The sequence below is a fragment of the Thiomicrospira sp. genome (assembly GCF_014859555.1).
In the GTDB taxonomy this organism is placed as follows: Bacteria; Pseudomonadota; Gammaproteobacteria; order Thiomicrospirales; family Thiomicrospiraceae; genus Thiomicrospira.
Window position 1 is genome coordinate 1 of the sequence record NZ_JACUTY010000012.1, and the last position, 26310, is coordinate 26310.

Consider the following 26310-nt stretch of genomic DNA (forward strand, 5'->3'; position numbering starts at 1 on the left):
ATGCTCTGCATGAAGCGGGGTTCTTTGAGGGTCGAGGTGAAGGCATAACCGAACCCAAAAAACTCAACACGCATATTCAAACCTATTTCAAACTTAGAACCCAACACCCCGTGTAAATATTTTTCATGGGGTCTACTTTAGTTTGACCTGTCTGCACAATCTGCTCCAACGACGTCGTTGTCTATATCAACAACTAATTGGAGACAGATCATGTCTAGTAAAGAAATAACTAACAAAGCTAAACCAAGTCGAGCCGCTCGCGAGGATAGGGATGCAGGCGTTCCGCCGCACCCTACCCGCGCGGGTGGCAACAGCGGTGCCTCACCTAGTAACACAGCACCTGCAAAATACAATAAGAACCAGCAACACATCTCACCTTTGCGTTGTGCCGTGGATAGTTTATTGGATTGGATACAATCCAAACCTAACTCAAGTTAACCCTGATGACACCAACGCCTCACGTTGGCCAATTCACCCCGCTTGGCAAGAAGTGATTCTGGCTTGTGCTTGTGAAACGGCTAAACCCTTAAAGCGTGTACGCAAAGAACGCCTGCCTCTAGATAAAACCCTGTTCATTAATGGACTCGGTGCCATCAGTTCGTTTATGGCGCGTGAAGGTATCACTGATCTATCAGAAGCCTTTGGTGAGTTTATCGCCCATGCGGATAAATATCACACCGAATACAGAGGTTCAGATATTAGCGAATATCTGCAAGACAAAGCCGAAGAAAAAGGACGTCGATATAACAAGCCTTTTAAGGAGCCAAGCCATGAATGAACGCCTTAAAACGCTGACACTTCAACAAGTGGCCGAGCTTCTACAGGTTAACCCTGAAACCGTAAGACGCCATGCACAGGCTGGAAAAATCCCCTGTGCCAAGCTTGGGTCTAAATGGGTTTTTATCGAACAAGACGTTGCACAATACCTCAGAAACCAATATTCTAAAAAGGTCGGTGTTGCGCGAGTCGTTGACAATAATGAGGAATCACTATGTCAATATACAAGCGCGGAAACATCTGGTGGCTTGAATTTATTGCACCAGACGGAAGACGAATACGCCGCTCAACTAAAACTAGGAAAAAACGAGAAGCGCAAGAATACGAAGCAACGTTAAAAGCCGATTTATGGCGGGTTTACCAACTCGGTGAAAAACCCCGCCTATCTTGGAAAGAAGCGGTTGTGAGATTTTTGCGTGAAACCCAAAACAAAGACCGACAGAATGAGCTCAATTTATTTCGATATCTTGATCCCTTTCTGGGGAATTTGATGTTGGATCAAATCAGACGGATGCATGTAGACGAAATCATTCATAAAAGATTGTCTGAAGGCGTTTGCAATGCCACCGTTAATCGTTTGCTCCAAAAGTTGAGAGCCGTATTAAATAAGGCAAAAAAGGAATGGGAGGTCAAATGTGATCCCCCATTCATTAAGTTACTTAAAGAACCGAAAAAACGTGTTCGCTGGCTAACACAAGCCGAAGCCAATCGACTTATGTTAGCTTTGCCGCCCCACTTAGCCGATATGATGGCCTTTTCATTAGAGACAGGCTTGAGAGAATCAAACGTTACCCTGCTCCGTTGGGATCAGGTTAATCTCTCTCAACGCATTATCTACATTGAAGGGGACGACATACTTAAAACTGAAAAGGCCTTTGTTGTGCCGCTTTCAGATAGAGCTGTCGAAATCATAAACAACTGTGGGTGCAATAATCCGACGCGCGTGTTTACTTATAAAGGTGAACCCATTCGTCGAGCAAACGGCAAAGCGTTCCGAAATGCCTGTCAAAAAGTGGGCATTGAAGATTTTCGTTGGCACGATCTCCGCCATACATGGGCGACGTGGCATGTTCAACGAGGAACACCGCTAGAAGTTCTGCAAGAGTTAGGAGGATGGTCTGATTATAAAATGGTGAAAAGATACGCTCATTTTAGTCATGACCACCTAAGAAAATAGGTAGAAATACCTACAAAAAACCCCACAATTTCCCCCACAGTGGTGAAATTTGGACAATAAAAAAGCCCGATTCTCAAGAGCTGTAACTCATTGAAAAATCAGGCTTTTATTATTGGTAGCGGGGGCAGGATTTGAACCTACGACCTTCGGGTTATGAGCCCGACGAGCTACCAAGCTGCTCCACCCCGCGTTAATTGATGTGCGTATTATACTGGCTGACAGTAAGAATACAAGCCTTTATTTAGTTTAATTTAATAGGCTTATTTCTTGGCCTTATCTAGGAACATTTTTAGGTTGTAGCGGTAGATAAACCCTGGGAATGAAAAGATCATAAAGAGGAACAGGTTAATCACATAAAACTCCCATTGCTGGGATGCTATGTTGCCCATGGTGCTGTATTCCAACCATATACCAACCAACCCAACACTGACAAGATATACCAACCATTCAACTAAACTCAACCAAAGCGCTTTGGGTTTGTCCATTGATACGACAATAAAAAGTCTGTTCGGTAATATCCAAGGCACGTTTGCCATTACGATGGCTAAAAACAACAATATCCATACAGCTTGATCAACACTCATCTTCTATTTCCTTCTTAATACAAATAAGGCGCCATATGGCGCCCTCTTTTATACGTTTAGCTAGGCTTTGGCGTTATTAAACAAGTAAGCTGTTATAAGCTACACTCATCAACCAAGCTGGCATTAAACCTAACACTAATAACGCTAACGAAAACACACTGACAGCAACCGCCATTTCTTTTGTGGTGGCCTTCAGTTCACCCTCTACCTCGGCACTATCGAAATACATGACCTTCACGACTCTTAGGTAGTAGAATGCGCCGGCAACGGCGGTAACGACACCCACAATCGCCAACCAAACGAATCCGGCTGTAATCACTTCTTGCAGAACCACTAGCTTAGCATAGAACCCAATAAATGGCGGAATACCCGCCATGGAGAACATAATAATAAGCATCATAGCGGCTAACCATGGATTACGTTGGTTTAGGCCTTTAAAGTCCTTAATTTCGTCAAATTCAAAACCGGTTCGCGCGAGGGCAATAATCATACCGAACGCAGCCACACTGGTTAAGGCATAAACTAATACATAAAACATAGCCGCCGAATAACCTTCCGGCGTGGCGGCAATAAAGCCTAGCAATAAAAAGCCAATGTGTGCAATCCCTGAATAAGCCAATAGGCGTTTGAAATTGGTTTGCGCAATCGCAATCACCGTACCCACTACCATCGACAACACGGCCATGATAATCAGCAATGGTTGCCAATCAATCACCAGGCCTGGTAGGCCATCGACTAATAAGCGATAGACGATCGCAAACGCGGCAATTTTGGGTGCGGCACCAATAAACAGAGTAACCGCAGTTGGTGAGCCGTGATACACGTCTGGCACCCACATATGGAATGGAACCGCACCAAGCTTAAAGCCTAAACCGATCACAATGAACACAACGCCGAAAGCCAGCACGACAGAGTCGGCTTTACCGGCTTCAACAATCGCTTTTACTTCGGGTATGGTTAAGCTGCCGGTCGCACCGTAAATCATGGATAAACCATACAACAATAGACCAGTAGCCAGCGCACCCAACACGAAATATTTAATCGCGGCTTCGGTGGCTTTACTTGAATCACGTTGCATCGCAATCATCGCATACATAGCAAGCGACATGATTTCTAGACCGACAAATAAGGTTATAAAGTTATAAGACGACACCATGACAAACATGCCCAGAATCGCAAACAAGCCCAGCGTGAAAAATTCACCTTTATAAAAATCGTTTTGCTTTAAGTATTCTCTTGAAAACAAAAACACACCCAAGGACACAATAACGATAAATATTTTTAACACATCGGCAAACGCATCACGTACAAAACTCTGATCAAACGTCACCACTGTATCTGTCGTAAAGCTGGCTAATATTAATACGCCCACCAACAACAAAGTGAACTGAGTTGCATAGTAAGTCGCATTAACATAACGCTTAGACCATACCGTGTCTGCAATGAGAATAAACGACGCCAGCGCTAGGAGCACAATCTCAGGAACGGCTGGCATAAAATCTGGAATAACAAAATTCATAGTTTTGACTCACCTAATCTCATAGTTACAGTTTTGATGTGGTTGCTTGAATTAATAAGTTATCAACCGAGCTATGCATCACTTCTAACAGTGGGTTGGGCCACACACCCAACAAAATAATTACAAAGGCTAAGGTCGCCATAATCGCAAACTCACGACGATTAAGGTCTTGCAACTTGGCCACCTCTTCATTTGCGACAGATCCAAAAATCACTCGTTTGATCATCCATAAGGTGTAAGCCGCACCCACAATAAGTGTAGTAGCCGCCAACACACCAAACCATACATTGGCCTTAAATGCGCTTAAGATAACCATAAACTCACCAACGAAACCTGAAGTACCCGGTAGCCCAGCATTTGCCATAGCAAACAAGACGGCAAAGAACCCAAACCAAGGCATGGTATTAACTACCCCACCATAAGCGCCAATTTCACGTGTGTGCATACGGTCATAAAGCACGCCAATCGCTAAGAACATAGCACCAGAGATAAAGCCGTGCGAGATCATTTGAACCATCGCACCTTCCATACCTAGAGCCGCACCTTGCACGTCGCCAGTTTTACTGACAATGCTATACACTAAAAAGATCCCTAATGTAACGAAGCCCATATGCGCAATCGATGAATAGGCGACCAGTTTTTTCATGTCAGTTTGAATCAAGGCAACAAATGCAATGTAAACAATCGCAATCAGAGATAAACCAATAATTAACCAATCCAATGTCATAGACGCATCTGGCGTAATCGGCAAACTAAAGCGTACAAAACCATAGCCCCCCATCTTCAACATTATCGCCGCTAGTACAACCGAACCGGCGGTAGGGGCTTCAACGTGGGCATCCGGCAACCAAGTATGAACCGGGAACATCGGAATTTTGACCGCAAACGCAATTAAGAAGGCTAAGAAAATCAAGATTTGCGCCGTCATACCGATTGGCATGGCGTGGAAATCGAGAATTGAGAAGCTACCTGATTGGAAAAACAGGTATAAAAACGCGACCAACATGAAGACCGAACCCAAAAAGGTATAAAGAAAGAACTTTAAAGTTGCATATACACGCTTTGGTCCGCCCCATTTACCAATAACAATAAACATCGGTATCAACAAAGCTTCCCAGAATACATAAAACAGGATTGAGTCTAGGGCAGTAAAGACACCAATCATCAAGCCCTGCATGATCATGAATGCACCCATGTATTGCTCTACACGATCTTTAATGACCGTCCAGGCGGAAGCAATCACCAGCACTTGGGTGAAGGTAGTCAATAACACCAACGGCATGGATAGACCGTCAACCCCCAAGAAATACTCAATATTGTATTGCGGAATCCAACTGACACGCTCAACAAACTGCATCGCTGAGGTCGTGGTATCAAATGCCACATACAGCGGCAAGGATAGGATGAAGGTTAACACCGCCGCACCCAAAGAGAACCATTTAGCGAACCCTGGGTTATTGCGACCTGCAAACAATACAATCAAACCCGCAATGATCGGTAACCAAATAAGGGTACTGAGAATCGGATAGCCTAAAGACATGAAATCGTTTTCCTTTTCTTATTATTCTCTAATTACCAAAGCGCCCAGATCAATAGGCCTAAAAGACCAAAGATCATGACAAAAGCATAGTGGTACATATAACCAGTCTGAGACTCTCTAAACATGGTCGCCATATCCGATACACGACGGACCGTACCGTTAACCATCCCTGTATCAATCACACGCATATCAATAGAGCGCCAGAAGAACCGACCCAGACGGAGTGATCCTTTAACAAACACGATGTCGTTAAAACGATCAAACCCATAGGCATTCTCTAGCACATAATTGGCACGGGTACACTTGCTTTGTATCCAAGCCGGTATATCAGGTCGCTTCATGTAGAACAGCCATGCTAATGCCACACCAGCGAGTGCGAGCCAAACTGGTAAGGTCATAAAGCCATGCATAATAAAGCCTAAAACGTTATCAAACTGGGTTGCATAAATATTGGCCAACACATCATGCGACGGTAATACCGTAATCGCATCGGCGAAATAGCGGCCAGACAACACAGGTTCAATCATGAACCAGCCTAATACAACCGATGGGATCGCCAATAAGATTAATGGCACGGTGACCACTTTTGGTGACTCATGAATCTTATGCGACTTCACATAATCACTTTCTTCACCGTGGAATACCAAGAAGAACATTCTAAAGCTATAGAAAGCCGTGACAAACACCCCCATCAACAGCAAGGTATAGGCAAAACTTGAGCCCCACGAATCGGTTTGATTAACCGCTAATAAGATACTGTCTTTCGAGAAGAAGCCTGAAAAGCCGGGAAAGCCAATCAGTGCTAATGACCCTAATAACACGGCCCAATAAGTGACCGGCATGTGTCTTTTCAAACCACCCATCTGACGAATATCTTGAATATGATGCATGGCTATGATCACAGAACCCGCCGCCAAGAATAATAAGGCTTTAAAGAACGCATGCGTTAGCACATGGAACATACTTGCGGCGTAAGCCGATGCACCCAGAGCCGCCGTCATATAACCCAACTGAGAAAGTGTTGAATAAGCAACCACACGTTTAATGTCGTTCTGGATAATACCCAACAAGCCCATCATGAATGCAGTTAAGGCACCTACTACTAAAATAAAGGCTAATGCGGCTTCTGACATTTCATAAGCGGGTGATAAACGCGCCACCATAAAAATACCAGCGGTAACCATGGTCGCCGCGTGGATCAAAGCTGAAATAGGCGTTGGACCTTCCATCGACTCTGGCAGCCAAACATGTAATGGCATCTGGGCAGACTTGCCCATCGCGCCTATAAACAACAGAATAACCATCACGGTGATGACCGACCATTCAAGACCAGGAATAAAACTCATCATGGTATGTTCATGTTCTGCTAGGCGATCAAAGAACTCTTGATAGTCGAGGGTGTTGAAGTACACAAACACCATTGCGATACCCAAAATAAAACCAAAGTCACCCACCCGGTTAACTAAAAAGGCTTTCAGGTTAGCCGTAATCGCCGATTCGCGTTTCATGTAGAAGCCAATCAATAGATAAGATACGAGTCCCACCGCTTCCCAGCCAAAGAATAGCTGAAGGAAGTTGTTCGCCATAACCAATGACAGCATTGAAAAGGTAAACAGTGACAAGTAACTAAAGAAACGCTGATAGTAAGCGTTGCTGTGATCGTAATCTTCATCATGATCCATGTACCCAATGGTATAGATATGAACCATTAAGGATACAAAGGTCACCACCAGCATCATCGTCGCGGTTAAGCTATCGACCAAAAAGCCGATTTCGAAACGGATACCGTCACTGACCATCCAAGTGTAGAGGGCCGCGTTATAAACTTCTGCACCATTAAAGACGTATTCAAAAAACACGTAAGCCGATAGCACAGTAGAGACCACGACACTGAAAATAGTGGCGCTGTGTGCGCCTCGACGGCCAATTTTACGACCAAACAAACCCGCAGCTATCGAGCCAAAAAGCGGCGATAGTAATATGACGGTAAGAATAAAATGCAACATTTCCATCTAGCCTTACCCCTTCAGTGAACCAAGATCATCAACATTAATGCTGTTTCGATTACGAAACACCAACACAATGATGGCTAAACCAATCGCGGCTTCGGCCGCCGCCACGGTTAAAATAAAGAAAACAAAAATCTGGCCCGATACATCATTTAAGAAATAGGAAAATGCGACCAGGTTTGTGTTAACCGCTAATAACATTAGTTCAATCGACATCAATAAAATAATGACGTTTTTTCGGTTCAGGAAAATCCCCGCCATACTCAGAGTGAAGAGTATGGCGCTAAACACCAGATAATCAGACAGTGCAACCATTACTCGTCCTCCTTTTTTTTCTTAATCGGTTCTTCTTTGGTGGCTTTCATTTTGACCATTTTAAAGCGGTCTTTTGCCTGTACTTTAACTTGCTTGTCGATGTCTTGATACAAAACCTCATGCGTAGGTCGGCGGCGAATGGTTAGAGCAATTGCCGCTACAATACCCACTAACAACAGTACGGCCGCTAATATAAAGGCATAGGCATGAACGGTGTAAAGCTGCAACCCTAACATGGTGGTATTGCTATGGTCAGCGGAGAATTTAATCGGTTCACCGGTCTTATCTAATCCGAAATGGGCTGGGCCCAGAACCATGTACATCATGGCAAAAATTGCGACCGATGCCAGTACACCAATGGGTAAATAGCGGGTAAAGCCTTCTTTAAGTTTTACTAAGTTAATATCCAGCATCATAACAACAAACAGGAACAACACCATCACGGCACCTGCGTATACCAGAATCAGCACGATACCTAAAAACTCGGCTTGCGCCGTAATCCACACCCCTGCCGTCGCAATAAATGCCAAAACCAACCATAACGCCGCTTTAACCGGGTTATTAACACTGATCATCATTAAAGAAGCAATCACCGCAATACCGGCTAATACATAAAATATAAGTTGTTCAAAAGTCATAAAATCAAATTCCTGTAGATTTAACGGTACTTAGCATCCGCAGCTCGATCGGCTGCGATTTGGGCTTCATGCTTGTCACCAAACGCTAACAACTTATCTTTCGTCATAATGTGTTGACCACGCTCATCGAACGCATATTCAAATACCCGTGTTTCGACAACGGCGTCAACTGGACAAGCTTCTTCACAAAACCCACAGTAAATACACTTAAACATATCAATATCGTAAACCGTGGTGCGACGCGAACCATCACTACGTTCTTCGGCTTCAATCGTAATTGCGTTAGCCGGACAAACTGCTTCACACAATTTACACGCGATACAGCGCTCTTCACCGTTGGCATAACGACGCAAAGCGTGGTGACCACGAAAACGCGGCGACATAGGTGTTTTTTCTTCTGGATAACGAACCGTTATTTTCTTTTTAAAAAAGTACTTACCCGTTACCGCCAGACCTTTAAATAACTCGATGAGACCAAAGGTCTTAACCTGATGTTTTAAAAATGCAATCATGTTCAAACCTCACTCAATTAAACCAGGGGCCAATGCTGAAGTAATGCATTAAACCAACTACAAATACCCAAACGATGGTGACAGGAATCAATACTTTCCAGCCCAAACGCATCAACTGGTCATAACGATAACGTGGGAAAGTCGCACGGAACCACAAGAAACAGAAGAGTAAAAAGGCGACTTTTAAGAACAGCCAAACAAAACCTGGAATCCAAGCGGTTAGCGGATCAAGCAGGATAATGCCTTCAAATGGCGAATACCAACCCCCCAAGAACATAATCGCGGTCATGAACGAGATTAGAATCATCATGGCGTATTCTGCCAACATGAAAATACCAAATGTAATCCCTGAGTATTCGACATGGAAGCCAGCAACGATTTCGGCTTCGCCTTCAACCACGTCAAATGGCGCGCGGTTTGTTTCGGCTAAGCCCGAAATAAAATACACCGCAAACATAGGAAGCAATGGAATCCAGTACCAGTTCCAAAATCCACCTTGCTGTCCATGTACGATTTCGGTTAAGTTCATACTACCAGCAACCATTAGAACCGTGACTAACGCAAAGCCCATCGCAATTTCATAGGATATTTTTTGAGCTGAACCACGCAAAGCGCCTAAGAATGCATACTTAGAGTTTGATGCCCAACCAGCAATAATCACACCGTAAACAACAATTGACGAAACCGCTAATACATACATCACGCCTACATTCAAATCGGATGCGACCACACCTTCATCAAACGGAATAACCGCCCATGCCGCAATCACTGGGGCAAAGGCTAAAATTGGTGCGATAAGAAATAGATAAGCATTTGACTCGGTTGGTCTAATCACCTCTTTCATAATAAGCTTGATGACATCTGCAAACGGTTGCAATATGCCATAAGGCCCAACCCTGTTCGGCCCCATTCTGACCTGCATAAAACCAATAACTTTACGCTCAGCTAGAGTCAAAAATGCCACGGCCAAAATAACCGGTACAACAACAATCAAAACTTGAATCACCAAGGTGATCATAATAGCCAACCAATCCCATAAGAAAACGCTTAGCCAGCTTTCTAAAGCATTAAACATACACTTTTCCTTTATTATTCAGGTTGACTAATATGACGCGCATCGGCATCCGGCGTGGCTTGCAAGGCAGGCGAACGACGAACCAAGGCATCTACCGAGTAAGGCGATACGAAATCAATGCTGTTAGCTGGTGTGATTTTATCTACCAACCCAACGCTTAAGCTTTCATAATCAGCCGACTTCACTTCTAAATTAAGCGCCTGAATCTCCGTTAAAATCTCGTTGGTGTTGACATAGTCAAAACCGCTTTGATCAAACATATTGCCTAAAACCCGTAGAATTTTCCAAAGGGGTTTTGCTTCTGGCTTGGCATTTGCCACCATTTTGAAGCTTTGCCAGTCCCCTTGTGCATTGATGTAAGTGCCGGCATTTTCGGCAAACATAGCCATAGGTAACATAAAGTCTGCGTAACCACGTTGTGTAACACTGTCAAAACCTGTGACGTTAATAACCAACTCAGCATTTTGCATGGCTTTAAGTGCATCCATCCCGCGCATCGCATCTTGTTCAGGTTCGACACCCAGGTTAATGAATACCTTTTTACCTTCTGCTAACCAATCATTAAGATTGTCTGCTGAGTGCTCAGTTAACAACAGGCTAGCGCCTTGTGTGTTGGCAGACATTGGCAGATCACTGAAAACACTGCCAGTAACCTTGGCTAATAACGCGGCTAAACGCGATAAGATCGAGTAGTTTTCATCCATCTGTGCGCGCTGACCCAGCATCACACAAGCTTTGTCGGCGTTTAATAAAGATTCGGCTATCGCTTTATGTTGATCCGATGGCTTAACATCAGACAACCAGGCCTGGTTGTCTGATTTAGTCAATTCAACGGCGGCCTTGGTAATCGCAGCTAAGTCTTCGACCATATCTGGCGCGACAAGCTCATTTGCTACCTTGTAGTTATAGTCCAATACAATTGGGTTAAGCGTATTGATTTGCGCCCCGGCTAAATGCGCTTTACGCACTCGGTTATTAAGCAAAGGCAACTCTTTTCTTAAGTAAGAGCCAACCATAAAGACTGAGTTTAAGTTTTCAATGTCTCTAAATGACTGCCCCAGGGAAGGTTTAACACCAGCGCCGTCACCACGGAAATCTTGCTGACGAAGTCGTGATTCGATGGCACACACACCTAAACCGTTAAATAACTTTTTAGTTAAATACAGCTCTTCCAGTGTCGCATTCGGGGAAACCAATACAACCACCTCTTCTGGCTTGGCCAGATAAGGCTTTAACTTGACGACCAAATGTTCTAAGGCCGATTCCCACTCTAACTGCTGCCAACCTGCATCAGTTTTTAACATAGGCGAAGATAAACGATCTACCGAATTAAGGGCTTCATAAGAATAACGATCCCGATCTGAAATCCAGGTTTCGTTAATGGCTTCATTTTCGGCTGGCACCACGCGCATTACTTCATTTTTACGTGTGTGCACTAAAATATTTGATCCCACACTGTCATGTGGTGAAATGGTGGCATGAGCAATCAATTCCCAAGCACGGGCTTTGTAACGAAAAGGTTTCGACGTTAAGGCACCAACAGGACATAAATCAATCATGTTACCCGACAGCTCTGAACCGATTGATTTTTCAATATAAGTTCCAATTTCCATCCATTCGCTACGACCCGTTACTCCTAACTCTTTTAAGCCGGCAATTTCCTGTCCAAAACGTACACAACGTGTGCAGTGGATACAACGAGTCATATCGGTTTGAATTAACGAGCCTACATTGCGATCACCTACAATTCGTTTGGCTTCAGAATAACGTGAAATATCATCACCATAATCCATCGCAACATCTTGTAGCTCACACTCGCCACCTTGGTCACAAATTGGACAGTCCAATGGGTGGTTAATTAACAAAAACTCCATAACGGATTTTTGAGCGGCAATCGCTTTTGGAGAACGTGTGTTAACACGCATACCGTCTGTCACCGGTGTGGCACAAGCCGGGATCGCTTTAGGCGCGCCCTCGACCTCAACTAAACACATACGACAGTTTGCTGCGATAGAAAGTTTTTTGTGGTAGCAAAAGCGTGGGATAGCTATCGATGCGCCATCGGCTACATCAATTAACATTTCTCCCTCACGAGCTTCTACAACCTGACCATTTATCTCGACTTTTACCATAATTCTTAACCTAATATTCGACGCTTAAATTTAAGCGCGGTCGAAAATACTGCATCCGTGATCAATATAATGACGGAACTCATGTTCAAAATGTTGCAAGAAGCTTGTCACCGGGATCGCCGCTGCATCTCCTAAACCACAAATTACGCGCCCCATAATTTTGCCCGAGACGTCTTTTAATGTTTCTATATCTTCTGGACGCCCTTTGCCCTGGCGGATGCGGTGCACAACACGATACATCCAACCCGTACCTTCACGGCATGGCGTACATTGACCGCATGATTCGTCATAATAGAACCAGGTCAAACGCTCTAAGGCTTTTACCATATCTGTTTGGTTATCCATAATAATGACCGAGCCCGCACCAAGGAATGAACCCGCTTTGGCAATTGAGTCATAATCCATCGTCATGGCTAAAGCTTTATCGGCTGGTAATACGGCGGTTGAAGAACCACCCGGAATAACCGCTTTCAATTCGCGCCCTTGCCAAACACCACCTGCTAGTTCAAGTAAATCTTTAAAAGACGTACCCAGTGGAATTTCAAAGTTACCCGGTTTTTCAATATGGCCTGACATGGAGAAGAGCTTGGTTCCGCCCGCATTCGGTACGCCAAGTTTGGCAAACCAGTCGCCTCCTTTGGCTAAAATCATCGGAATCGAAGCTAGGGTCTCTGTGTTATTGATCGTAGTTGGACGCCCATATACGCCATAACTGGCCGGGAAAGGAGGCTTAAATCTTGGCTGGCCTTTTTTACCTTCCAAGGATTCAATCAAGGCGGTTTCTTCACCACAAATATAAGCACCCGCACCCTGGTGGGCGTGAAGATCAAAATCGTAACCTGACCCTAAGATATTCGTACCAAGCAAGCCAGCTTTTCGTGCTTGCGTAATGGCACCGGTAAAACGTTCATAAGGCTCCCAAAACTCACCACGAATGTAGTTGTAACCAGTATTGGCTCCAATTACATAACCTGCGATCATCATGCCTTCGATTAGCTGATGTGGGTTATAACGCATAATGTCACGATCTTTAAACGTACCTGGTTCACTTTCATCCGAGTTACAAACAATATACTTTGGGCCTGGTGCTTGACGGTTCATAAAACTCCATTTCAAGCCAGTTGGGAAACCAGCACCACCACGACCACGTAAATTAGAGGTCTTCACTTCGTCAATAATTTCTTGCGGGCTCAATTCACCGGCCAGAACTTTTTTCCAAATCTGGTAGCCACCTTGCGCTATATATGTGTTGATATCCCACGAGTTTTCTAGATGGTTATTGCGATAACAACAAAGATTTAATTCAACCATAATTACTCCAAGTTATCCAATATTTCATCTAGTCGAGCTTCCGTGAGGTCTTCATAATAGACCTTACCTAACTGCATCATCGGTGCACCACCACATGCACCTAAACACTCAACCTTTTTGATTGAAAACTTGCCGTCTGCGGTGACTTCGCCCACCCCGACACCCAGTTTTTTCTGGAGGTGTTCAAGCAATTCATCGCTGCCGCGCAACATGCAAGAAATATTTGTACACAAACAAATCTTATGACGCCCCACGGGCTTATGCTCAAAGTTAGAGTAAAAAGTGGCGACTTCATAAACTGAAATAGCGGGCATCTCTAAGTAGTTAGCCACCTGATCCATTAAATCACGTGTTAAATGCCCACCATTCACCTCTTGGACAATACGTAAAGACGCAATCACAGCGGATTGCTTTTGATCGTCTGGATATCGAGCCAACCAACGATCAATACGGGTTTTAACATCCCCTTGAATGATGTTACTACTTCCTGAACTAACCGTGCTCATCGATCAATCTCCCCAAATACAATATCCTGCGTACCGATAATCGCGACTACGTCTGCAATCATGTGACCTTTTGCCATTTCATCCAAGGCGGCAAGGTGTGGAAAACCGGGTGCGCGTACTTTTAAACGATAAGGTTTGTTTGCACCATCCGACACCATGTAAATCCCAAACTCACCCTTAGGATGTTCAACTGCACTATACACTTCGCCTTCAGGGACGATAAATCCATCGGTGAACAGTTTGAAATGATGAATGAGCGCTTCCATATTTGATTTTGCATCTTGTCTAGAAGGCGGCGTAACTTTGTGGTCGTCGGCAATAACGCGACCTGGGTTTTTCTTTAACCAGTCCACACATTGCTTGATGATTTTGTTAGATTCGCGCATTTCTGCGACGCGTACCAAGTAACGATCATAACTATCGCCCGTTTTACCAACTGGAATATCAAAATCTAACCGATCATATACTTCGTATGGCTGAGTTTTGCGTAAATCCCATGCAATTCCAGAACCACGCAACATCGGACCGGTAAAGCCCAATTGCAAAGCACGCTCTGGTGATACGATACCGATATCAACCGTTCGCTGCTTCCAAATACGATTATCGGTTAATAAAGTCTCATATTCATCAATATAGCCCGGGAAGCGTTCAGTAAAAGCTTCAATAAAATCGAGCAACGAACCTTCACGGGTTTCGTTTAACTTATCGAGGTTTTTACCCTTGTGCCATTCAGATTCACTGTATTTTGCCATCGTATCCGGTAAATCACGATATACGCCACCTGGACGATAATAGGTCGCGTGCATTCTCGCACCCGATACCGCTTCATAGCAATCCATCAAGTCTTCACGCTCACGGAAAGCATATAAGAAAACGGTCATCGCACCAATATCTAAGGCATGCGCACCTAACCACATTAAATGATTTAGAACGCGTGTAATTTCATCAAACATAACGCGAATATATTGCGCACGTTCGGGAACCTCAACACCTAACATTTTTTCAATCGCCATCACATAAGCATGTTCATTTGACATCATGGATACATAGTCCAAACGATCCATATAGCCTATTGATTGATTATAGGGTTTATATTCAGCCAGTTTTTCAGTACCACGGTGTAATAGTCCGATATGGGGGTCAGCGCGTACAATGGTTTCACCATCTAACTCAAGCACAAGGCGTAGCACGCCGTGAGCTGAAGGATGCTGAGGACCAAAGTTAAGGGTATAGTTGCGAATTTCAGGCATAGCTATCTCAATCCTTATCAGAACTTAGTTGCGAATGACTCGTGGTACATTCACTCTATTCTCAATACTTACTGGTTCGTATACAACTCGACCTTTTTCAGAGTCGTAGCGCATTTCTACATGACCAACAAGTGGAAAATCTTTACGCAATGGATGCCCTACAAAACCGTAATCTGTCAAGATACGACGTAAGTCTGGGTGTCCACTAAATAAAATACCGAATAAATCAAATGCCTCACGTTCAAACCAATTGGCAGATGACCAAACATCCACTACTGAGTCTACAATAGGTTGTTGACTATTAGTTGGCGAGGTCTTAACACGAATACGCAAATTGTTTTGAATTGATAATAAATGATAAACAACCGCAAACCGGCGCTCAGGATACAAATTTTCGGTGTCAGCCGCGACATCAAAATCAAATACCCCTCGACTAAAACCTGAATTGCTCGCTTGTGCACTTTCCCAATTCGCCTGACCATAACTTAAATAATCAACACCACAAAGATCAACAAGCAGTTCAAAACCTAGCTCATCTCGCATTCTAGTCAATAGAGACTTAGTGTCCTCTGGTGCAAGTTCGATGGTTAATTCGTCGAACTCAATTTTCATATTGACTAAACGATCGCCAATCAGTTCATTCACACGTGTTTGCAAATCTAATACAGACTGTTTCATAAAATTCTACCGTTGTTACCTAGGTTGAACACACTATCTAGCGATCGTATTGGTGCTGCGGATTTTATTTTGGAGCTGGATGATTCCGTACAACAACGCCTCGGCGGTTGGTGGGCATCCCGGAACATAAACATCAACCGGTACAATGCGGTCACAACCTCTTACGACCGAATAGGAATAGTGATAATAGCCACCGCCATTTGCACAAGAACCCATAGAGATCACCCAACGCGGTTCCGCCATCTGGTCATAAACCTTTCGCAAAGCTGGGGCCATTTTATTAACTAACGTGCCCGCAACAATCATGACATCCGACTGACGTGGGCTGGGGCGAAAGATAATACCAAAGCGATCCAGGTCATAACGTGCCGCGCCAGCATGCATCATCTCCACCGCACAGCAAGCGAGACCAAAGGTCATCGGCCACATTGAGCCCGTTCGAGCCCAATTAATGAGCTTATCAGCCGAGGTGGTGATTACACCTTCTTTCAATACGCCTTCTATTCCCATTCTAGCGCCCCCTTTCTCCACTCATAAATAAAGCCCACAACCAATAAAGACAGGAAAACAGCCATTGACAACAGTCCAAATAAGCCGATTTCATCTAAAACAATGGCCCATGGGAATAAAAATGCAATTTCGAGGTCAAAAATAATAAACAGAATGGCGACCAAATAGAAACGCACATCAAACTTCATGCGTGAATCTTCAAAGGCTTCAAAACCACACTCGTAGGGAGAGTTTTTTTCTGAATCTGGTCTACTTGGTGCCAACACAAAACTCATGACGAGTGGGCCGATACCAAACAGTACACCCAAAACAATAAACGCCAGTATTGGCAAATAGTTTTCTAGCATCGGTTAACCCACCTCTTCTAGTATTAATAATAAGCTGGACTGTTCCGGCTTATAAAAAATGGTGCCGATGGCCGGACTCGAACCGGCACAGCTTTCGCCACTACCCCCTCAAGATAGCGTGTCTACCAATTTCACCACATCGGCTAGTGTTAAAAATTAATTTGGAACCACAGGTGCATCCGAGCGAGAATCGTCTTCTGGAATTGAGGTCGTTTGCTCAGATACCACACTTTTGTAACCTTTTACTTCTTTGCTGGCAATGTAGGCCAATGACAAACTGGTAATAAAAAACAAGGTGGCTAACACAGCCGTTGTTCTAGACAAGAAATTGGCTGAGCCACGGCTACCGAAAACAGATTGTGACGAGCCGCCACCAAAGCTTGCACCGGCATCTGCACCCTTACCCTGCTGTAAAAGAACGAGGACAATCAACACAAAGGCGATCAAAATGTGGATTGCTAAAATTATTTCGAACATGCGTCACCTGCTGCTTCACATATGGCTAAAAAATCAGCTGCATTTAATGATGCGCCGCCAATTAGGCCGCCATCAATATCAGTCTGGGAGAACAACTCTTTTGCATTATCTGGCTTAACGCTGCCACCATACTGAATGATTAAGTTTTTGGCAACAGAGTCATTCTGGTTAGCTACAAGACCACGTATAAAGGCGTGTACATCCTGCGCTTGTTGGGGTGAAGCGGTCATACCGGTTCCAATCGCCCATACTGGCTCATAAGCGACCACTATGTTAGTGAAAGACTCAACACCCACTTTATCCAAAACGGCTTGCATCTGTGCACTTACAACTTGTTCAGTAACATTCGACTCACGTTCTTGCAAGGTTTCACCCACGCACAGAATAGGGGTTAAGCCTTCTGCCAATGCAATAGACACCTTATTGGCGACTTGCTCATCGGTTTCTGCATACAAGGTACGGCGCTCTGAGTGACCAACAATTACGTAATCGCAACCGACATCTTTCAACATTAAGCCTGTAATTTCGCCTGTAAAGGCACCTTGCTCTGCAACGTCAGCCATATTTTGGCCACCCACCGCAACCGAACAATTAGCTAAGGTTTGTTTTACATAATCTATATAAACAGATGGAGGGCACACAGCCATATCCACTGTGTCTAAACGCTCAGCGCGCTCAACCAGCTCTGTTAACAATGTTTGGATCATGGCTTTTGAACCATGCATTTTCCAGTTTCCAGCTACAAACGGTCTTCTCACTCAACTCTCTCCACCAAAAAGTCCGACAATATTAGCGGCTTTAAATCAAAAAAACAATATTGACAATTTTATGAAAACGCTTTCTTAACAAGTACTGCCAGCTTTTCTACGTAGTTTGAAACCACTTCCTGCTCCGAGGCTTCAACCATCACACGAACCAATGGCTCGGTACCGGAAGCCCGAATCAACACACGAGCTTGCCCAGCATAGGTTGTATTAAACGCTTCAATTGCCTTAACTAATTCAACATCTGAATTTAAATCAAACGGCTTTACTACCTTAACGTTAACTAAACTCATGGGATACTTTTCAACGCCTTCTAGCAATTGAGATAAGCTTTTACCACTTGACTGCATCACACCTAAAACTTGCAACGCCGCGACAATACCATCACCGGTTGATGACTTATCCAAACACAATATATGGCCTGAACCCTCCGCGCCGAGCAGCCAACCTCTTTGTTTTAGTTCTTGCATAACGTAGCGGTCGCCAACATTTGCACGCACAAACTCTAACCCGCGCTGTTTAAGTGCATTTTCAATCCCGAGGTTGGTCATTAAGGTGCCAACCACGCCAGCTTGCTGTGCATAGGATTGCGTGGCTAGAATATAAAGCAAATCATCGCCATCTAAAACACGGCCGCTATTGTCGACTATCATTAAGCGATCACCGTCGCCATCCAGTGCAACGCCTAAATCCGCGTTTTCTTGTTTAACCTTCTCAATTAACGCCGCCAAATCTGTTGCGCCACAACCTTGATTAATATTTAAACCATTTGGTTTATCACCCATCGAGGTCACTTTTGCGCCTAACTCTTCAAATACGTGAGGTGCCACCTGGTAAGTCGCGCCATGTGCGCAATCGACAACTAAATGCAAGCCATCTAATCGCTTACTAAGAGAATAGGTGCTTTTACAGTATTCGATATAACGGCCTGGCGCATCAGAAATGCGCTGAGCACGCCCTAAAGTCGCCAATTCTTCCAGCTGACTATTGATCAACATAGGTTCATCAAATGCCGCTTCAATCGCTAGCTCCATTTCATCCGAAATTTTTAATCCGCTTTCATTAAAAAACTTAATACCATTGTCATAGTGTGGGTTATGTGACGCACTAATCACAATACCAATATCGGCATGAAAAGTTCGAGTTAAATAAGCCACAGCAGGCGTCGGCATTGGGCCTAGCAGTAATACATCAATTCCAGCATAAATCAAACCGGCCTCTAACGCAGACTCGAACATATAACCTGAAATACGCGTATCTTTACCAATTAAAACCTTAGAAGCCCCGCGAGCCTTAAGTACACGCCCGGTAGCCCAACCTAGTTTTAAAACTTGATCAGGCGTCATTAAGCCTTGACCTACTCGGCAACGTATTCCATCTGTTCCAAAGTACTTTTTATTCATTGTTTAATTCCAGTCTTAGCGAGTTTACAACTCGTTGCTACTTAAAGCCTTGGCCAGACTTAACGCCTGTGCCGTTTCCAATACATCATGCACACGTACAATTTTGGCTCCGCGCTGAACTGACAACAAAGCCGCAACAACACTACCCAGCATGCGCTGTTCAACAGGTATGCCGCCTAATAATTCAGCAATCATGGTTTTGCGCGACACCCCCACTAATATGGGATAACCTTGTGGCGTCGATTCAGTTAAATGTTGAAACAAGGTTTGATTATGTTCAAGGCTTTTGCCAAAACCAAACCCCGGATCAAGCACCAAGCGTTTTTTGTTGATACCCGCGCGCTCACAGACTTCAATTCGTGCTTTCAAAAAGTCATGCACTTGCGTTAGTACATCGTTGTAAACCGGTTTGTCCTGCATATCCAAAGGCTGACCTTGTTTATGCATCAAACAAACTGCCGCATCCGTTTTTGCTAGCAGTTCCAGTGCACCTTCAGCTTGCAGCGCATTGACATCATTCACCATGTCGACACCTAACGCGAGCGATGCACGCATCACCTCCGTTTTATAGGTATCAATCGACACCCAACAATCGGAATACTGCTTAACCAGTTCAATCGCAGGCAGGACTCGGTTTTCCTCTTCGGCAAGGCTAACAGCTAAAGCACCAGGCCTGGTGGATTCACCACCGATATCAATAATATGCGCGCCTTGTTCGGCCATAGCCTCAATGCGCCGAATCAACTGATCTTGCCTAGTATAACGCCCACCATCCGAAAACGAATCCGGTGTTACGTTTAGAATACCCATGATTAGTGGCTCGGTTTTATCACCTTGTAAGTAATCAACCAAATTCATAAAAACACCCACAAAAAAGCCCTAGTTGGCTTAATGGGTTAAGTTAACAGCCAGTAAGACAAATAGGGCTTTAGCTAATCGCTAAATTAATGAAGCTTGGGTTCGGCACCTGCCGGCTTTTCAGCTTCACCCGTCAGGTCATCCGATACCATTTCCGGTGCATTCGCCTCTGGTTCAGTTGATTTAACTGGTGAAGTTGGCTCATCCCAATCTTTTGGGGCACCAGGTTCACGACCTTCCATAATATTTTTGATCTGTTCGGCATCAATTGTTTCGTATTGCATTAAGGCCTCGGCCATAATCTCAAGTTTATCTTTGTGCGTTGTTAGAATATCTTGCGCACGCTTGTAATTATTATCAATCATTCGACGAACTTCGCTATCAATCAATTTAGCCGTTTCATCGGATACATGGCTGCTACGCGAACTGGATCCCAAGAAATTCTGCTCTTCTTCCTCATACAACAAGGGACCTAACTTATCCGACAAGCCCCACTTGGTGACCATACTGCGCGCCAACTTTGTAGCACGCTCAATATCGTTACTGGCCCCAGTGGTGACAGCGTCCGAGCCAAAAGTCATCTCTTCTGCGATACGACCACCATACAAACTTGATAACTGACTTTCAAGTTTACGCTTGCTGTAACTCCAAGAATCTTCTTCCGGTAAATACATGGTGACACCCAGCGCACGACCCCGCGGAATAATACTGACTTTATAAACGGGATCATGTTCTGGCACAAGATAACCAATAATCGCATGGCCGGCTTCATGATAAGCCGTGAGACGTTTTTCAGCCTCACTCATCACCATGCTCTTGCGCTCAACCCCCATTAGGATTTTATCCTTAGCACGCTCAAAGTGATTTTGAGTAACAACTCTGTCGCCTAAGCGCGCAGCAAACAAGGCGGCTTCGTTAACCAAGTTAGCTAAATCTGCACCTGAGAAGCCAGGCGTTCCACGTGCGATTAAGGCCGGTTTAACATCATCCGAAAGCGGTACTTTACGCATATGTACTTTTAAAATTTGCTCACGACCACGTACATCCGGCAATCCAACCGTTACTTGACGGTCAAAACGACCTGGACGCAACAAGGCCGGGTCTAATACATCAGGACGGTTAGTAGCGGCAATAACAATCACGCCTTCATTACCTTCAAAGCCATCCATTTCAACCAACATTTGGTTTAGAGTTTGTTCGCGCTCGTCATTTCCGCCACCCATGCCTGCCCCACGACTACGACCTACCGCATCAATTTCATCAATGAAAATAATACAAGGTGCATGTGCCTTGGCTTGTTCAAACATGTCACGCACACGTGAAGCACCCACACCCACAAACATTTCAACAAAGTCAGAACCAGAAATGGTGAAAAAAGGCACCTTGGCTTCACCAGCAATCGCTTTTGCCAATAATGTTTTACCGGTACCGGGTGGGCCAACCATCAATACACCACGTGGAATTTGACCACCTAAGTTCTGATATTTCTCTGGATCTCGCAAAAAATCGACCAATTCAGACACTTCTTCTTTGGCTTCATCTGCGCCCGCCACATCATCAAAATTTACCTTAACTTGATCTTCTGACAGCATTCGAGCTTTGCTTTTACCAAACGACATTGGGCCACCTTTGCCACCCATGCCGCCGCCCATAGAACGCATAAAGAATATCCAGATCGCAATTAGCAACAGCATTGGAAACCACGAAATGAAAATCTGCATCAATAAGCTTTGCTTTTGCGGCGCCTGTGAACTCACTGTTACACGGTTACCAAGCAAGTCACCCATCAAACCTGCATCGCCCGGATTGTAAGTAGTAAAAGCTTCACCTGATGAGTAAACACCTCGAATAGTTGCCCCTTCGATATTGACACTACTCACACGACCGTCACGGACTTCATCAATAAACTTAGAATAATCCAAGCGACTTGATGTCTGATAATTTGATGAGCCAAAGTGATTAAACACCGACATCAAAATTAAGGCGACGGCCGCCCAGATCAGTAAATTTTTTAGCATATCGTTTTTCATTTAGTTTCCCTTAAAAACCATGCTAAGCATGATGTTTTAATTATGTCATATAAGGAGAATCATACCATGCACACAAGACACGAGCAAAAAGAAGCATAAGTTTTTATTATGGCCGAATAAACTTTACACACTCGACGCCCGATCTACTTCTTACCTATCCCAAGTACATAAATCTCTTTGCTCCGAGGTCTCGATGCTTTAGGTTTTCGGCTGATTACCTTCATATAGTCGGTTCTCATGTTTTGCAAGAGCTGATCAAAACCTTCACCCTGAAATACCTTGATAACGACCGTGCCGTTTTTCTTTAATACTTGACTAGCCAGCTCTAGCGTTAACTCAACCAAATGCATTGCCCGAGGAATATCTACCGCTTTATTACCGCTCATATTCGGTGCCATGTCCGACATAACAAGCCCTACATCACGACCATCCAATGCATCTAACAAGTTCTGATAAACCTCATCTTCGCGAAAATCACCTTGTATAAAACTAACCCCCGCATAAGGATCGACCGGCAATATATCTAACGCAAACACATGACCTGTCTCGCCGACTTGCTGGGCAGCCCATTGTGACCAACCGCCTGGTGCGGCGCCAAGGTCGACCACCACCAGGCCTGGTTTAAATAGTTTATCTTTTTCATCTAGCTCTTGCAGCTTATAAATGGCGCGTGAACGCCAGCCATCTTTTTGAGCTTGCAATACATAAGGGTCATCAAAATGTTCTTGTAACCAGCGTGCGCTGGATTTGGTTCTGGACATATTCGTTTGGTTCTCGCTGATTTAGTTCTCGGACAAGTTTTTTTTCATTTAAAATAGCTTTTTTAGCTTTTGAGTAGCCACCAACATGAAGACCGATCCAACTTTATCCCCAAACCAAAAGAAATTCTTACGTGGCATTGCTCACGGACTGAATCCCGTCATTATTATTGGCTCGCAAGGCGTGACCGATAGTTTAATGGCCGAGCTAGACAAGTCATTACAGCATCATGAATTATTAAAAGTTAAGATGGCAGCCGGTGAGCGTGAAGATCGCAAAGCGATTATCGACCATGTGATTTCGCACACCAAAGCTAAACTGGTACAAACGGTTGGCAAAATGTTTGTTATTTATCGTGCGCGTGCCAAAAACCCTGAGTTGGTGTTGCCTAAATAATTCAGCCCTTAGGCAGAATTATTTAGATCAATTGATCTAATCCGCGCTGTAAATCGGCTTGAATATCAGCATAATTTTCAAGCCCAACTGACACTCTAACCAGGTTGTCGGTAATGCCAGTGGCTAAACGCTCTTCGGCTGCCACTCTAGAATGTGTGGTGGTCGCAGGATGTGTGATACTGGTTTTTACATCACCTAAATTGGCCGTAATAGACAACATCTGAGTGGCATCAATAACTGACCAGGCCTGCTCGCGCCCACCTTTAATACGAAAACTCACCAACGCGCCGCCAGCGGATTGCTGTTGTTGCGCTAAGGCATATTGTGGGTGAGATACTAATCCTGGGTAAAACACTTTTTCTACCGCTGGGTGTTCGCTTAGCCAAGTCGCCAGTTTGTGCGCACGTAAACAATGGGCTTCCATACGAACACTAAGCGTTTCCAATCCTTTGATAAAAATCCAGGCGTTAAACGGGCTCATGCTTGGTCCTGCAGTACGTATCACACCTCGCACCTCCTCCCCCACCAGTTTTTCTGAGCCGATGACCGCACCGCCTAAGCAGCGCCCCTGGCCATCTAAAAACTTGGTAGCCGAATGAATCACAATATCCGCACCCAGCTTTAAAGGTTGCTGCAAAATCGGCGTGCAAAGACAGTTATCCACTACCAAGAGTGCGTTATGCGCTTTTGATAGTTCCGCCAAATAGCGAATATCCGCAATTTCAGTTAGAGGGTTAGAAGGCGTTTCTAGAAACAGGGCTTTGGTATTGGGCTTAATCGCCGACCACCAGGCCTGGTGGTCAGATTGTGGCACAAATGTTACATCAATACCAAACTTGGCAAAGTATTTAGTAAACAGCACTTTGGTGGTGCCAAAAATACTGCTGGAAGAAACAATATGATCACCACTTGAAAGCAGCCCCATAAAGGTCGACAAAATCGCCGCCATGCCAGAAGCGGTCGCGACACAAGCTTCCCCCCCCTCCATTAGCGCTAAACGTTTTTCAAAAGTACGTACTGTTGGATTAGTAAAGCGAGAGTAAACATTACCCGGCACTTCGCCACTAAAGCGATCGGCGGCTTGTTGCGCACTCTCATATACAAAACTGGAGGTCGGAAAAATGGCCTCACTGTTCTCTTGCTCATGGGTTCGTTCGTACCCCGAACGAATGGCTAAGGTTTCTAACAAAAATTCGTCCAATTTAGTGTCCTTGATTATGTAAACCAATGGTTTCTGGTGCATTGTTTTTTTTGTTTTCTTTTGCGCCATCGTTACGAGCGTTGGCAATACTTTCTAAATAGGCTTCAGAAATATCACCCGTGACGTATTCGCCGCTAAAACAAGAGGTATCAAAACAGGATATCTGCTTACTGCCGACACCCACCGCTTCAACCAAATCCGATAGGTCTTGATAAATCAGTTTATCGGCTCCAATAAAAGCCGCCACCTCTTCTTCAGTTCGGTTACTCGCAACCAGTTCTGTGGCGGATGGCATATCAATACCGTACACATAAGGATATCTTACAGGTGGCGCAGCAGAGGCAAAATAAACTTTGTTTGCACCGGCTTCACGAGCCATTTGCACAATTTCACCCGAGGTTGTACCACGTACAATCGAGTCATCAACCAGTAATACGTTTTTGCCTTCAAACTCCAAACCAATAGCATTGAGTTTTTGACGTACCGATTTTTTACGCTGAGTTTGTCCCGGCATAATAAAGGTACGACCGATGTAGCGGTTTTTTATAAAACCTTCACGATAAGGCAATTTGAGTTTTTCGGCCAACTGTAAGGCGGCCGTTCGGCTGGTATCTGGAATTGGCATCACCACATCAATATCGTAATCGGCCCAAACACGCTGAATTTTTTCGGCCAGTTTTTCACCCATACGTAAACGTGACTTATAGACTGAAATATCATCAATCATAGAATCTGGACGCGCAAAATAAACAAACTCGAAAATACAGGGCGAATATTTAGGGTTGTCGTGACACTGTTCAAAATAAATTTCGCCACTTTCCATCACCACCACCGCTTCGCCCGGAGCTAAATCTCGATAGTGTTTAAAACCCAGCCCATCTAAAGCCACGCTTTCTGAAGCCACAATATAATCGATGCCACCTTTAGGGTTGCTACGCTGACCAACGATAATCGGGCGCAGAGCAAACGGATCGCGAAACGCTAACATACCAACACCGGAAACCAAACCTATGGCGGCATAGCCACCTCGCACACGTTTGTGCAATCGACGTATCGCGCTGAAAATATCGTGTTGATCTACAAACAACTTCTGCTGTTTCATCAACTCGTGAGCAAATACGTTCAACAACACTTCAGAATCAGAATTGGTGTTGAGATGACGTTGATCTTGTTGGTAAATTTCCTGGCTTAACTGTTCTGCATTAGTTAAGTTACCGTTGTGCCCCATCACGATGCCATAGGGTGAGTTCACATAAAACGGTTGCGCTTCGGAACTAGATGAAGAGCCTGCGGTTGGATAACGTACATGACCAATACCTGTTGAGCCATGCAAATCACGCATATGACGAGTATGAAACACGTCCTTAACTAACCCATTATCTTTGCGTTGGAAAAACCGCCCGTTGTCATGGGTTACAATTCCCGCAGCATCCTGCCCACGATGCTGCAAAATAGTTAACGCATCATAGAGCTCTTGATTAACCGGTTCACTACTCGCCGAGACAATTCCGACAATACCACACATGAATTTGCTCACTTATC

At 44.5% G+C, this 26310-nt stretch carries 27 protein-coding genes and 2 tRNA genes; 4 read left to right on the forward strand and 25 right to left on the reverse strand.

The window, feature by feature from the left end:
* The first annotated feature begins 385 nt into the window (after positions 1-385).
* The 3 genes from IBX48_RS03500 to IBX48_RS03510 are packed head-to-tail and all read left to right on the forward strand — an operon-like array spanning position 386 to position 1954.
* Positions 386-778 (forward strand): hypothetical protein, encoded by a 393-nt coding sequence (locus IBX48_RS03500; protein WP_296830781.1) that lies wholly within the window; start codon positions 386-388, stop codon positions 776-778.
* Positions 771-1115 carry a helix-turn-helix domain-containing protein gene (locus IBX48_RS03505; protein ID WP_296830783.1) on the forward strand — a complete coding sequence of 115 codons (345 nt, stop codon included), beginning with the start codon at positions 771-773 and terminating at the stop codon, positions 1113-1115. The genes IBX48_RS03500 and IBX48_RS03505 overlap by 8 nt, the downstream gene beginning before the upstream one ends.
* Positions 998-1954, forward strand: a complete 957-nt coding sequence (locus tag IBX48_RS03510; protein ID WP_296830876.1) for a site-specific integrase — start codon at positions 998-1000, stop codon at positions 1952-1954. The genes IBX48_RS03505 and IBX48_RS03510 overlap by 118 nt, the downstream gene beginning before the upstream one ends.
* Before the next feature lie 113 nt (positions 1955-2067).
* On the opposite strand, the gene IBX48_RS03515 is transcribed toward IBX48_RS03510, so the two are convergent.
* The 23 genes from IBX48_RS03515 to rlmE form a co-directional block, all read right to left on the reverse strand.
* Positions 2068-2144: transfer RNA gene (locus IBX48_RS03515), tRNA-Met, on the reverse strand.
* 70 nt (positions 2145-2214) lie between these two features.
* Complete coding sequence (locus IBX48_RS03520) at positions 2215-2538, reverse strand: DUF2818 family protein (RefSeq protein WP_296830786.1); 324 nt, start codon at positions 2536-2538, stop codon at positions 2215-2217.
* Between the two features lie 76 nt (positions 2539-2614).
* Positions 2615-4057: an NADH-quinone oxidoreductase subunit NuoN gene (gene nuoN / locus IBX48_RS03525; protein WP_296830788.1), complete on the reverse strand. Its 1443-nt coding sequence runs from the start codon at positions 4055-4057 to the stop codon at positions 2615-2617.
* 25 nt (positions 4058-4082) lie between these two features.
* Positions 4083-5597, reverse strand: a complete 1515-nt coding sequence (locus tag IBX48_RS03530; RefSeq protein WP_296830790.1) for an NADH-quinone oxidoreductase subunit M — start codon at positions 5595-5597, stop codon at positions 4083-4085.
* Between the two features lie 32 nt (positions 5598-5629).
* Positions 5630-7609, reverse strand: coding sequence for an NADH-quinone oxidoreductase subunit L (nuoL, locus tag IBX48_RS03535; RefSeq protein ID WP_296830792.1), 1980 nt, complete (start codon positions 7607-7609; stop codon positions 5630-5632).
* A 6-nt stretch (positions 7610-7615) separates the two neighbouring features.
* Positions 7616-7921 carry an NADH-quinone oxidoreductase subunit NuoK gene (gene nuoK, locus IBX48_RS03540; protein WP_296830794.1) on the reverse strand — a complete coding sequence of 102 codons (306 nt, stop codon included), beginning with the start codon at positions 7919-7921 and terminating at the stop codon, positions 7616-7618.
* Entirely contained in the window at positions 7921-8559 is a 639-nt protein-coding gene (locus tag IBX48_RS03545) for an NADH-quinone oxidoreductase subunit J (protein ID WP_296830796.1), read from the reverse strand. Before IBX48_RS03545 ends, nuoK begins: the two co-directional genes overlap by 1 nt.
* A 20-nt stretch (positions 8560-8579) precedes the next feature.
* Complete coding sequence (nuoI, locus tag IBX48_RS03550; RefSeq protein ID WP_296830798.1) at positions 8580-9071, reverse strand: NADH-quinone oxidoreductase subunit NuoI; 492 nt, start codon at positions 9069-9071, stop codon at positions 8580-8582.
* A 13-nt stretch (positions 9072-9084) separates the two neighbouring features.
* Entirely contained in the window at positions 9085-10146 is a 1062-nt protein-coding gene (gene nuoH / locus IBX48_RS03555) for an NADH-quinone oxidoreductase subunit NuoH (RefSeq protein WP_296830800.1), read from the reverse strand.
* A 14-nt stretch (positions 10147-10160) separates the two neighbouring features.
* Complete coding sequence (gene nuoG, locus IBX48_RS03560) at positions 10161-12278, reverse strand: NADH-quinone oxidoreductase subunit NuoG (RefSeq protein ID WP_296830802.1); 2118 nt, start codon at positions 12276-12278, stop codon at positions 10161-10163.
* A gap of 30 nt (positions 12279-12308) precedes the next feature.
* Positions 12309-13589, reverse strand: a complete 1281-nt coding sequence (nuoF, locus tag IBX48_RS03565) for an NADH-quinone oxidoreductase subunit NuoF (RefSeq protein ID WP_296830804.1) — start codon at positions 13587-13589, stop codon at positions 12309-12311.
* A gap of 2 nt (positions 13590-13591) precedes the next feature.
* Positions 13592-14095: an NADH-quinone oxidoreductase subunit NuoE gene (nuoE, locus tag IBX48_RS03570; RefSeq protein ID WP_296830806.1), complete on the reverse strand. Its 504-nt coding sequence runs from the start codon at positions 14093-14095 to the stop codon at positions 13592-13594.
* Positions 14092-15345: an NADH-quinone oxidoreductase subunit D gene (locus tag IBX48_RS03575; protein ID WP_296830808.1), complete on the reverse strand. Its 1254-nt coding sequence runs from the start codon at positions 15343-15345 to the stop codon at positions 14092-14094. Before IBX48_RS03575 ends, nuoE begins: the two co-directional genes overlap by 4 nt.
* Before the next feature lie 24 nt (positions 15346-15369).
* Positions 15370-16023 (reverse strand): NADH-quinone oxidoreductase subunit C, encoded by a 654-nt coding sequence (locus IBX48_RS03580; RefSeq protein ID WP_296830810.1) that lies wholly within the window; start codon positions 16021-16023, stop codon positions 15370-15372.
* Positions 16024-16056: 33 nt separating this feature from the next.
* Positions 16057-16533: an NADH-quinone oxidoreductase subunit B gene (locus IBX48_RS03585; protein ID WP_029933956.1), complete on the reverse strand. Its 477-nt coding sequence runs from the start codon at positions 16531-16533 to the stop codon at positions 16057-16059.
* Positions 16524-16880 carry an NADH-quinone oxidoreductase subunit A gene (locus tag IBX48_RS03590; RefSeq protein WP_296830813.1) on the reverse strand — a complete coding sequence of 119 codons (357 nt, stop codon included), beginning with the start codon at positions 16878-16880 and terminating at the stop codon, positions 16524-16526. The genes IBX48_RS03585 and IBX48_RS03590 overlap by 10 nt, the downstream gene beginning before the upstream one ends.
* A gap of 59 nt (positions 16881-16939) precedes the next feature.
* Positions 16940-17024, reverse strand: a tRNA-Leu gene (locus IBX48_RS03595).
* Positions 17025-17036: 12 nt separating this feature from the next.
* On the reverse strand, positions 17037-17357 hold the full coding sequence (gene secG / locus IBX48_RS03600; protein ID WP_296830814.1) for a preprotein translocase subunit SecG: 321 nt from the start codon (positions 17355-17357) through the stop codon (positions 17037-17039).
* The gene (gene tpiA, locus IBX48_RS03605) at positions 17345-18115 is read right to left on the reverse strand and encodes a triose-phosphate isomerase (protein WP_296830816.1); all 771 of its coding nucleotides are present in this window, start codon (positions 18113-18115) and stop codon (positions 17345-17347) included. The genes secG and tpiA overlap by 13 nt, the downstream gene beginning before the upstream one ends.
* A 68-nt stretch (positions 18116-18183) precedes the next feature.
* Positions 18184-19524, reverse strand: a complete 1341-nt coding sequence (glmM, locus tag IBX48_RS03610) for a phosphoglucosamine mutase (protein ID WP_296830818.1) — start codon at positions 19522-19524, stop codon at positions 18184-18186.
* Between the two features lie 24 nt (positions 19525-19548).
* Positions 19549-20382: a dihydropteroate synthase gene (gene folP, locus IBX48_RS03615; protein WP_296830820.1), complete on the reverse strand. Its 834-nt coding sequence runs from the start codon at positions 20380-20382 to the stop codon at positions 19549-19551.
* An 86-nt stretch (positions 20383-20468) separates the two neighbouring features.
* The gene (gene ftsH / locus IBX48_RS03620; RefSeq protein WP_296830823.1) at positions 20469-22412 is read right to left on the reverse strand and encodes an ATP-dependent zinc metalloprotease FtsH; all 1944 of its coding nucleotides are present in this window, start codon (positions 22410-22412) and stop codon (positions 20469-20471) included.
* 143 nt (positions 22413-22555) lie between these two features.
* Positions 22556-23173, reverse strand: coding sequence for a 23S rRNA (uridine(2552)-2'-O)-methyltransferase RlmE (gene rlmE / locus IBX48_RS03625; RefSeq protein WP_296830824.1), 618 nt, complete (start codon positions 23171-23173; stop codon positions 22556-22558).
* Positions 23174-23258: 85 nt separating this feature from the next.
* On the opposite strand from rlmE, the gene yhbY reads away from it, so the two are divergent.
* On the forward strand, positions 23259-23567 hold the full coding sequence (yhbY, locus tag IBX48_RS03630; RefSeq protein ID WP_296830826.1) for a ribosome assembly RNA-binding protein YhbY: 309 nt from the start codon (positions 23259-23261) through the stop codon (positions 23565-23567).
* 22 nt (positions 23568-23589) lie between these two features.
* Here yhbY and IBX48_RS03635 read toward each other — a convergent pair whose 3' ends face one another.
* Positions 23590-24768: an O-succinylhomoserine sulfhydrylase gene (locus IBX48_RS03635; protein WP_296830828.1), complete on the reverse strand. Its 1179-nt coding sequence runs from the start codon at positions 24766-24768 to the stop codon at positions 23590-23592.
* Position 24769: 1 nt separating this feature from the next.
* Complete coding sequence (gene purF / locus IBX48_RS03640) at positions 24770-26293, reverse strand: amidophosphoribosyltransferase (protein ID WP_296830830.1); 1524 nt, start codon at positions 26291-26293, stop codon at positions 24770-24772.
* Positions 26294-26310 lie beyond the last annotated feature (17 nt).

What these genes read in the sequence shown, in the direction of transcription:
- IBX48_RS03505 (WP_296830783.1), top strand. Translation starts at nt 771, where the DNA reads ATGAATGAACGCCTTAAAACGCTGACACTTCAACAAGTGGCCGAGCTT.
- IBX48_RS03520 (WP_296830786.1), bottom strand. Translation starts at nt 2,538, where the DNA reads ATGAGTGTTGATCAAGCTGTATGGATATTGTTGTTTTTAGCCATCGTA.
- nuoN (WP_296830788.1), bottom strand. Translation starts at nt 4,057, where the DNA reads ATGAATTTTGTTATTCCAGATTTTATGCCAGCCGTTCCTGAGATTGTG.
- IBX48_RS03530 (WP_296830790.1), bottom strand. Translation starts at nt 5,597, where the DNA reads ATGTCTTTAGGCTATCCGATTCTCAGTACCCTTATTTGGTTACCGATC.
- nuoL (WP_296830792.1), bottom strand. Translation starts at nt 7,609, where the DNA reads ATGGAAATGTTGCATTTTATTCTTACCGTCATATTACTATCGCCGCTT.
- nuoK (WP_296830794.1), bottom strand. Translation starts at nt 7,921, where the DNA reads ATGGTTGCACTGTCTGATTATCTGGTGTTTAGCGCCATACTCTTCACT.
- IBX48_RS03545 (WP_296830796.1), bottom strand. Translation starts at nt 8,559, where the DNA reads ATGACTTTTGAACAACTTATATTTTATGTATTAGCCGGTATTGCGGTG.
- nuoI (WP_296830798.1), bottom strand. Translation starts at nt 9,071, where the DNA reads ATGATTGCATTTTTAAAACATCAGGTTAAGACCTTTGGTCTCATCGAG.
- nuoH (WP_296830800.1), bottom strand. Translation starts at nt 10,146, where the DNA reads ATGTTTAATGCTTTAGAAAGCTGGCTAAGCGTTTTCTTATGGGATTGG.
- nuoG (WP_296830802.1), bottom strand. Translation starts at nt 12,278, where the DNA reads ATGGTAAAAGTCGAGATAAATGGTCAGGTTGTAGAAGCTCGTGAGGGA.
- nuoF (WP_296830804.1), bottom strand. Translation starts at nt 13,589, where the DNA reads ATGGTTGAATTAAATCTTTGTTGTTATCGCAATAACCATCTAGAAAAC.
- nuoE (WP_296830806.1), bottom strand. Translation starts at nt 14,095, where the DNA reads ATGAGCACGGTTAGTTCAGGAAGTAGTAACATCATTCAAGGGGATGTT.
- IBX48_RS03575 (WP_296830808.1), bottom strand. Translation starts at nt 15,345, where the DNA reads ATGCCTGAAATTCGCAACTATACCCTTAACTTTGGTCCTCAGCATCCT.
- IBX48_RS03580 (WP_296830810.1), bottom strand. Translation starts at nt 16,023, where the DNA reads ATGAAACAGTCTGTATTAGATTTGCAAACACGTGTGAATGAACTGATT.
- IBX48_RS03585 (WP_029933956.1), bottom strand. Translation starts at nt 16,533, where the DNA reads ATGGGAATAGAAGGCGTATTGAAAGAAGGTGTAATCACCACCTCGGCT.
- IBX48_RS03590 (WP_296830813.1), bottom strand. Translation starts at nt 16,880, where the DNA reads ATGCTAGAAAACTATTTGCCAATACTGGCGTTTATTGTTTTGGGTGTA.
- secG (WP_296830814.1), bottom strand. Translation starts at nt 17,357, where the DNA reads ATGTTCGAAATAATTTTAGCAATCCACATTTTGATCGCCTTTGTGTTG.
- glmM (WP_296830818.1), bottom strand. Translation starts at nt 19,524, where the DNA reads ATGAATAAAAAGTACTTTGGAACAGATGGAATACGTTGCCGAGTAGGT.
- folP (WP_296830820.1), bottom strand. Translation starts at nt 20,382, where the DNA reads ATGAATTTGGTTGATTACTTACAAGGTGATAAAACCGAGCCACTAATC.
- ftsH (WP_296830823.1), bottom strand. Translation starts at nt 22,412, where the DNA reads ATGAAAAACGATATGCTAAAAAATTTACTGATCTGGGCGGCCGTCGCC.
- rlmE (WP_296830824.1), bottom strand. Translation starts at nt 23,173, where the DNA reads ATGTCCAGAACCAAATCCAGCGCACGCTGGTTACAAGAACATTTTGAT.
- yhbY (WP_296830826.1), top strand. Translation starts at nt 23,259, where the DNA reads ATGAAGACCGATCCAACTTTATCCCCAAACCAAAAGAAATTCTTACGT.
- purF (WP_296830830.1), bottom strand. Translation starts at nt 26,293, where the DNA reads ATGTGTGGTATTGTCGGAATTGTCTCGGCGAGTAGTGAACCGGTTAAT.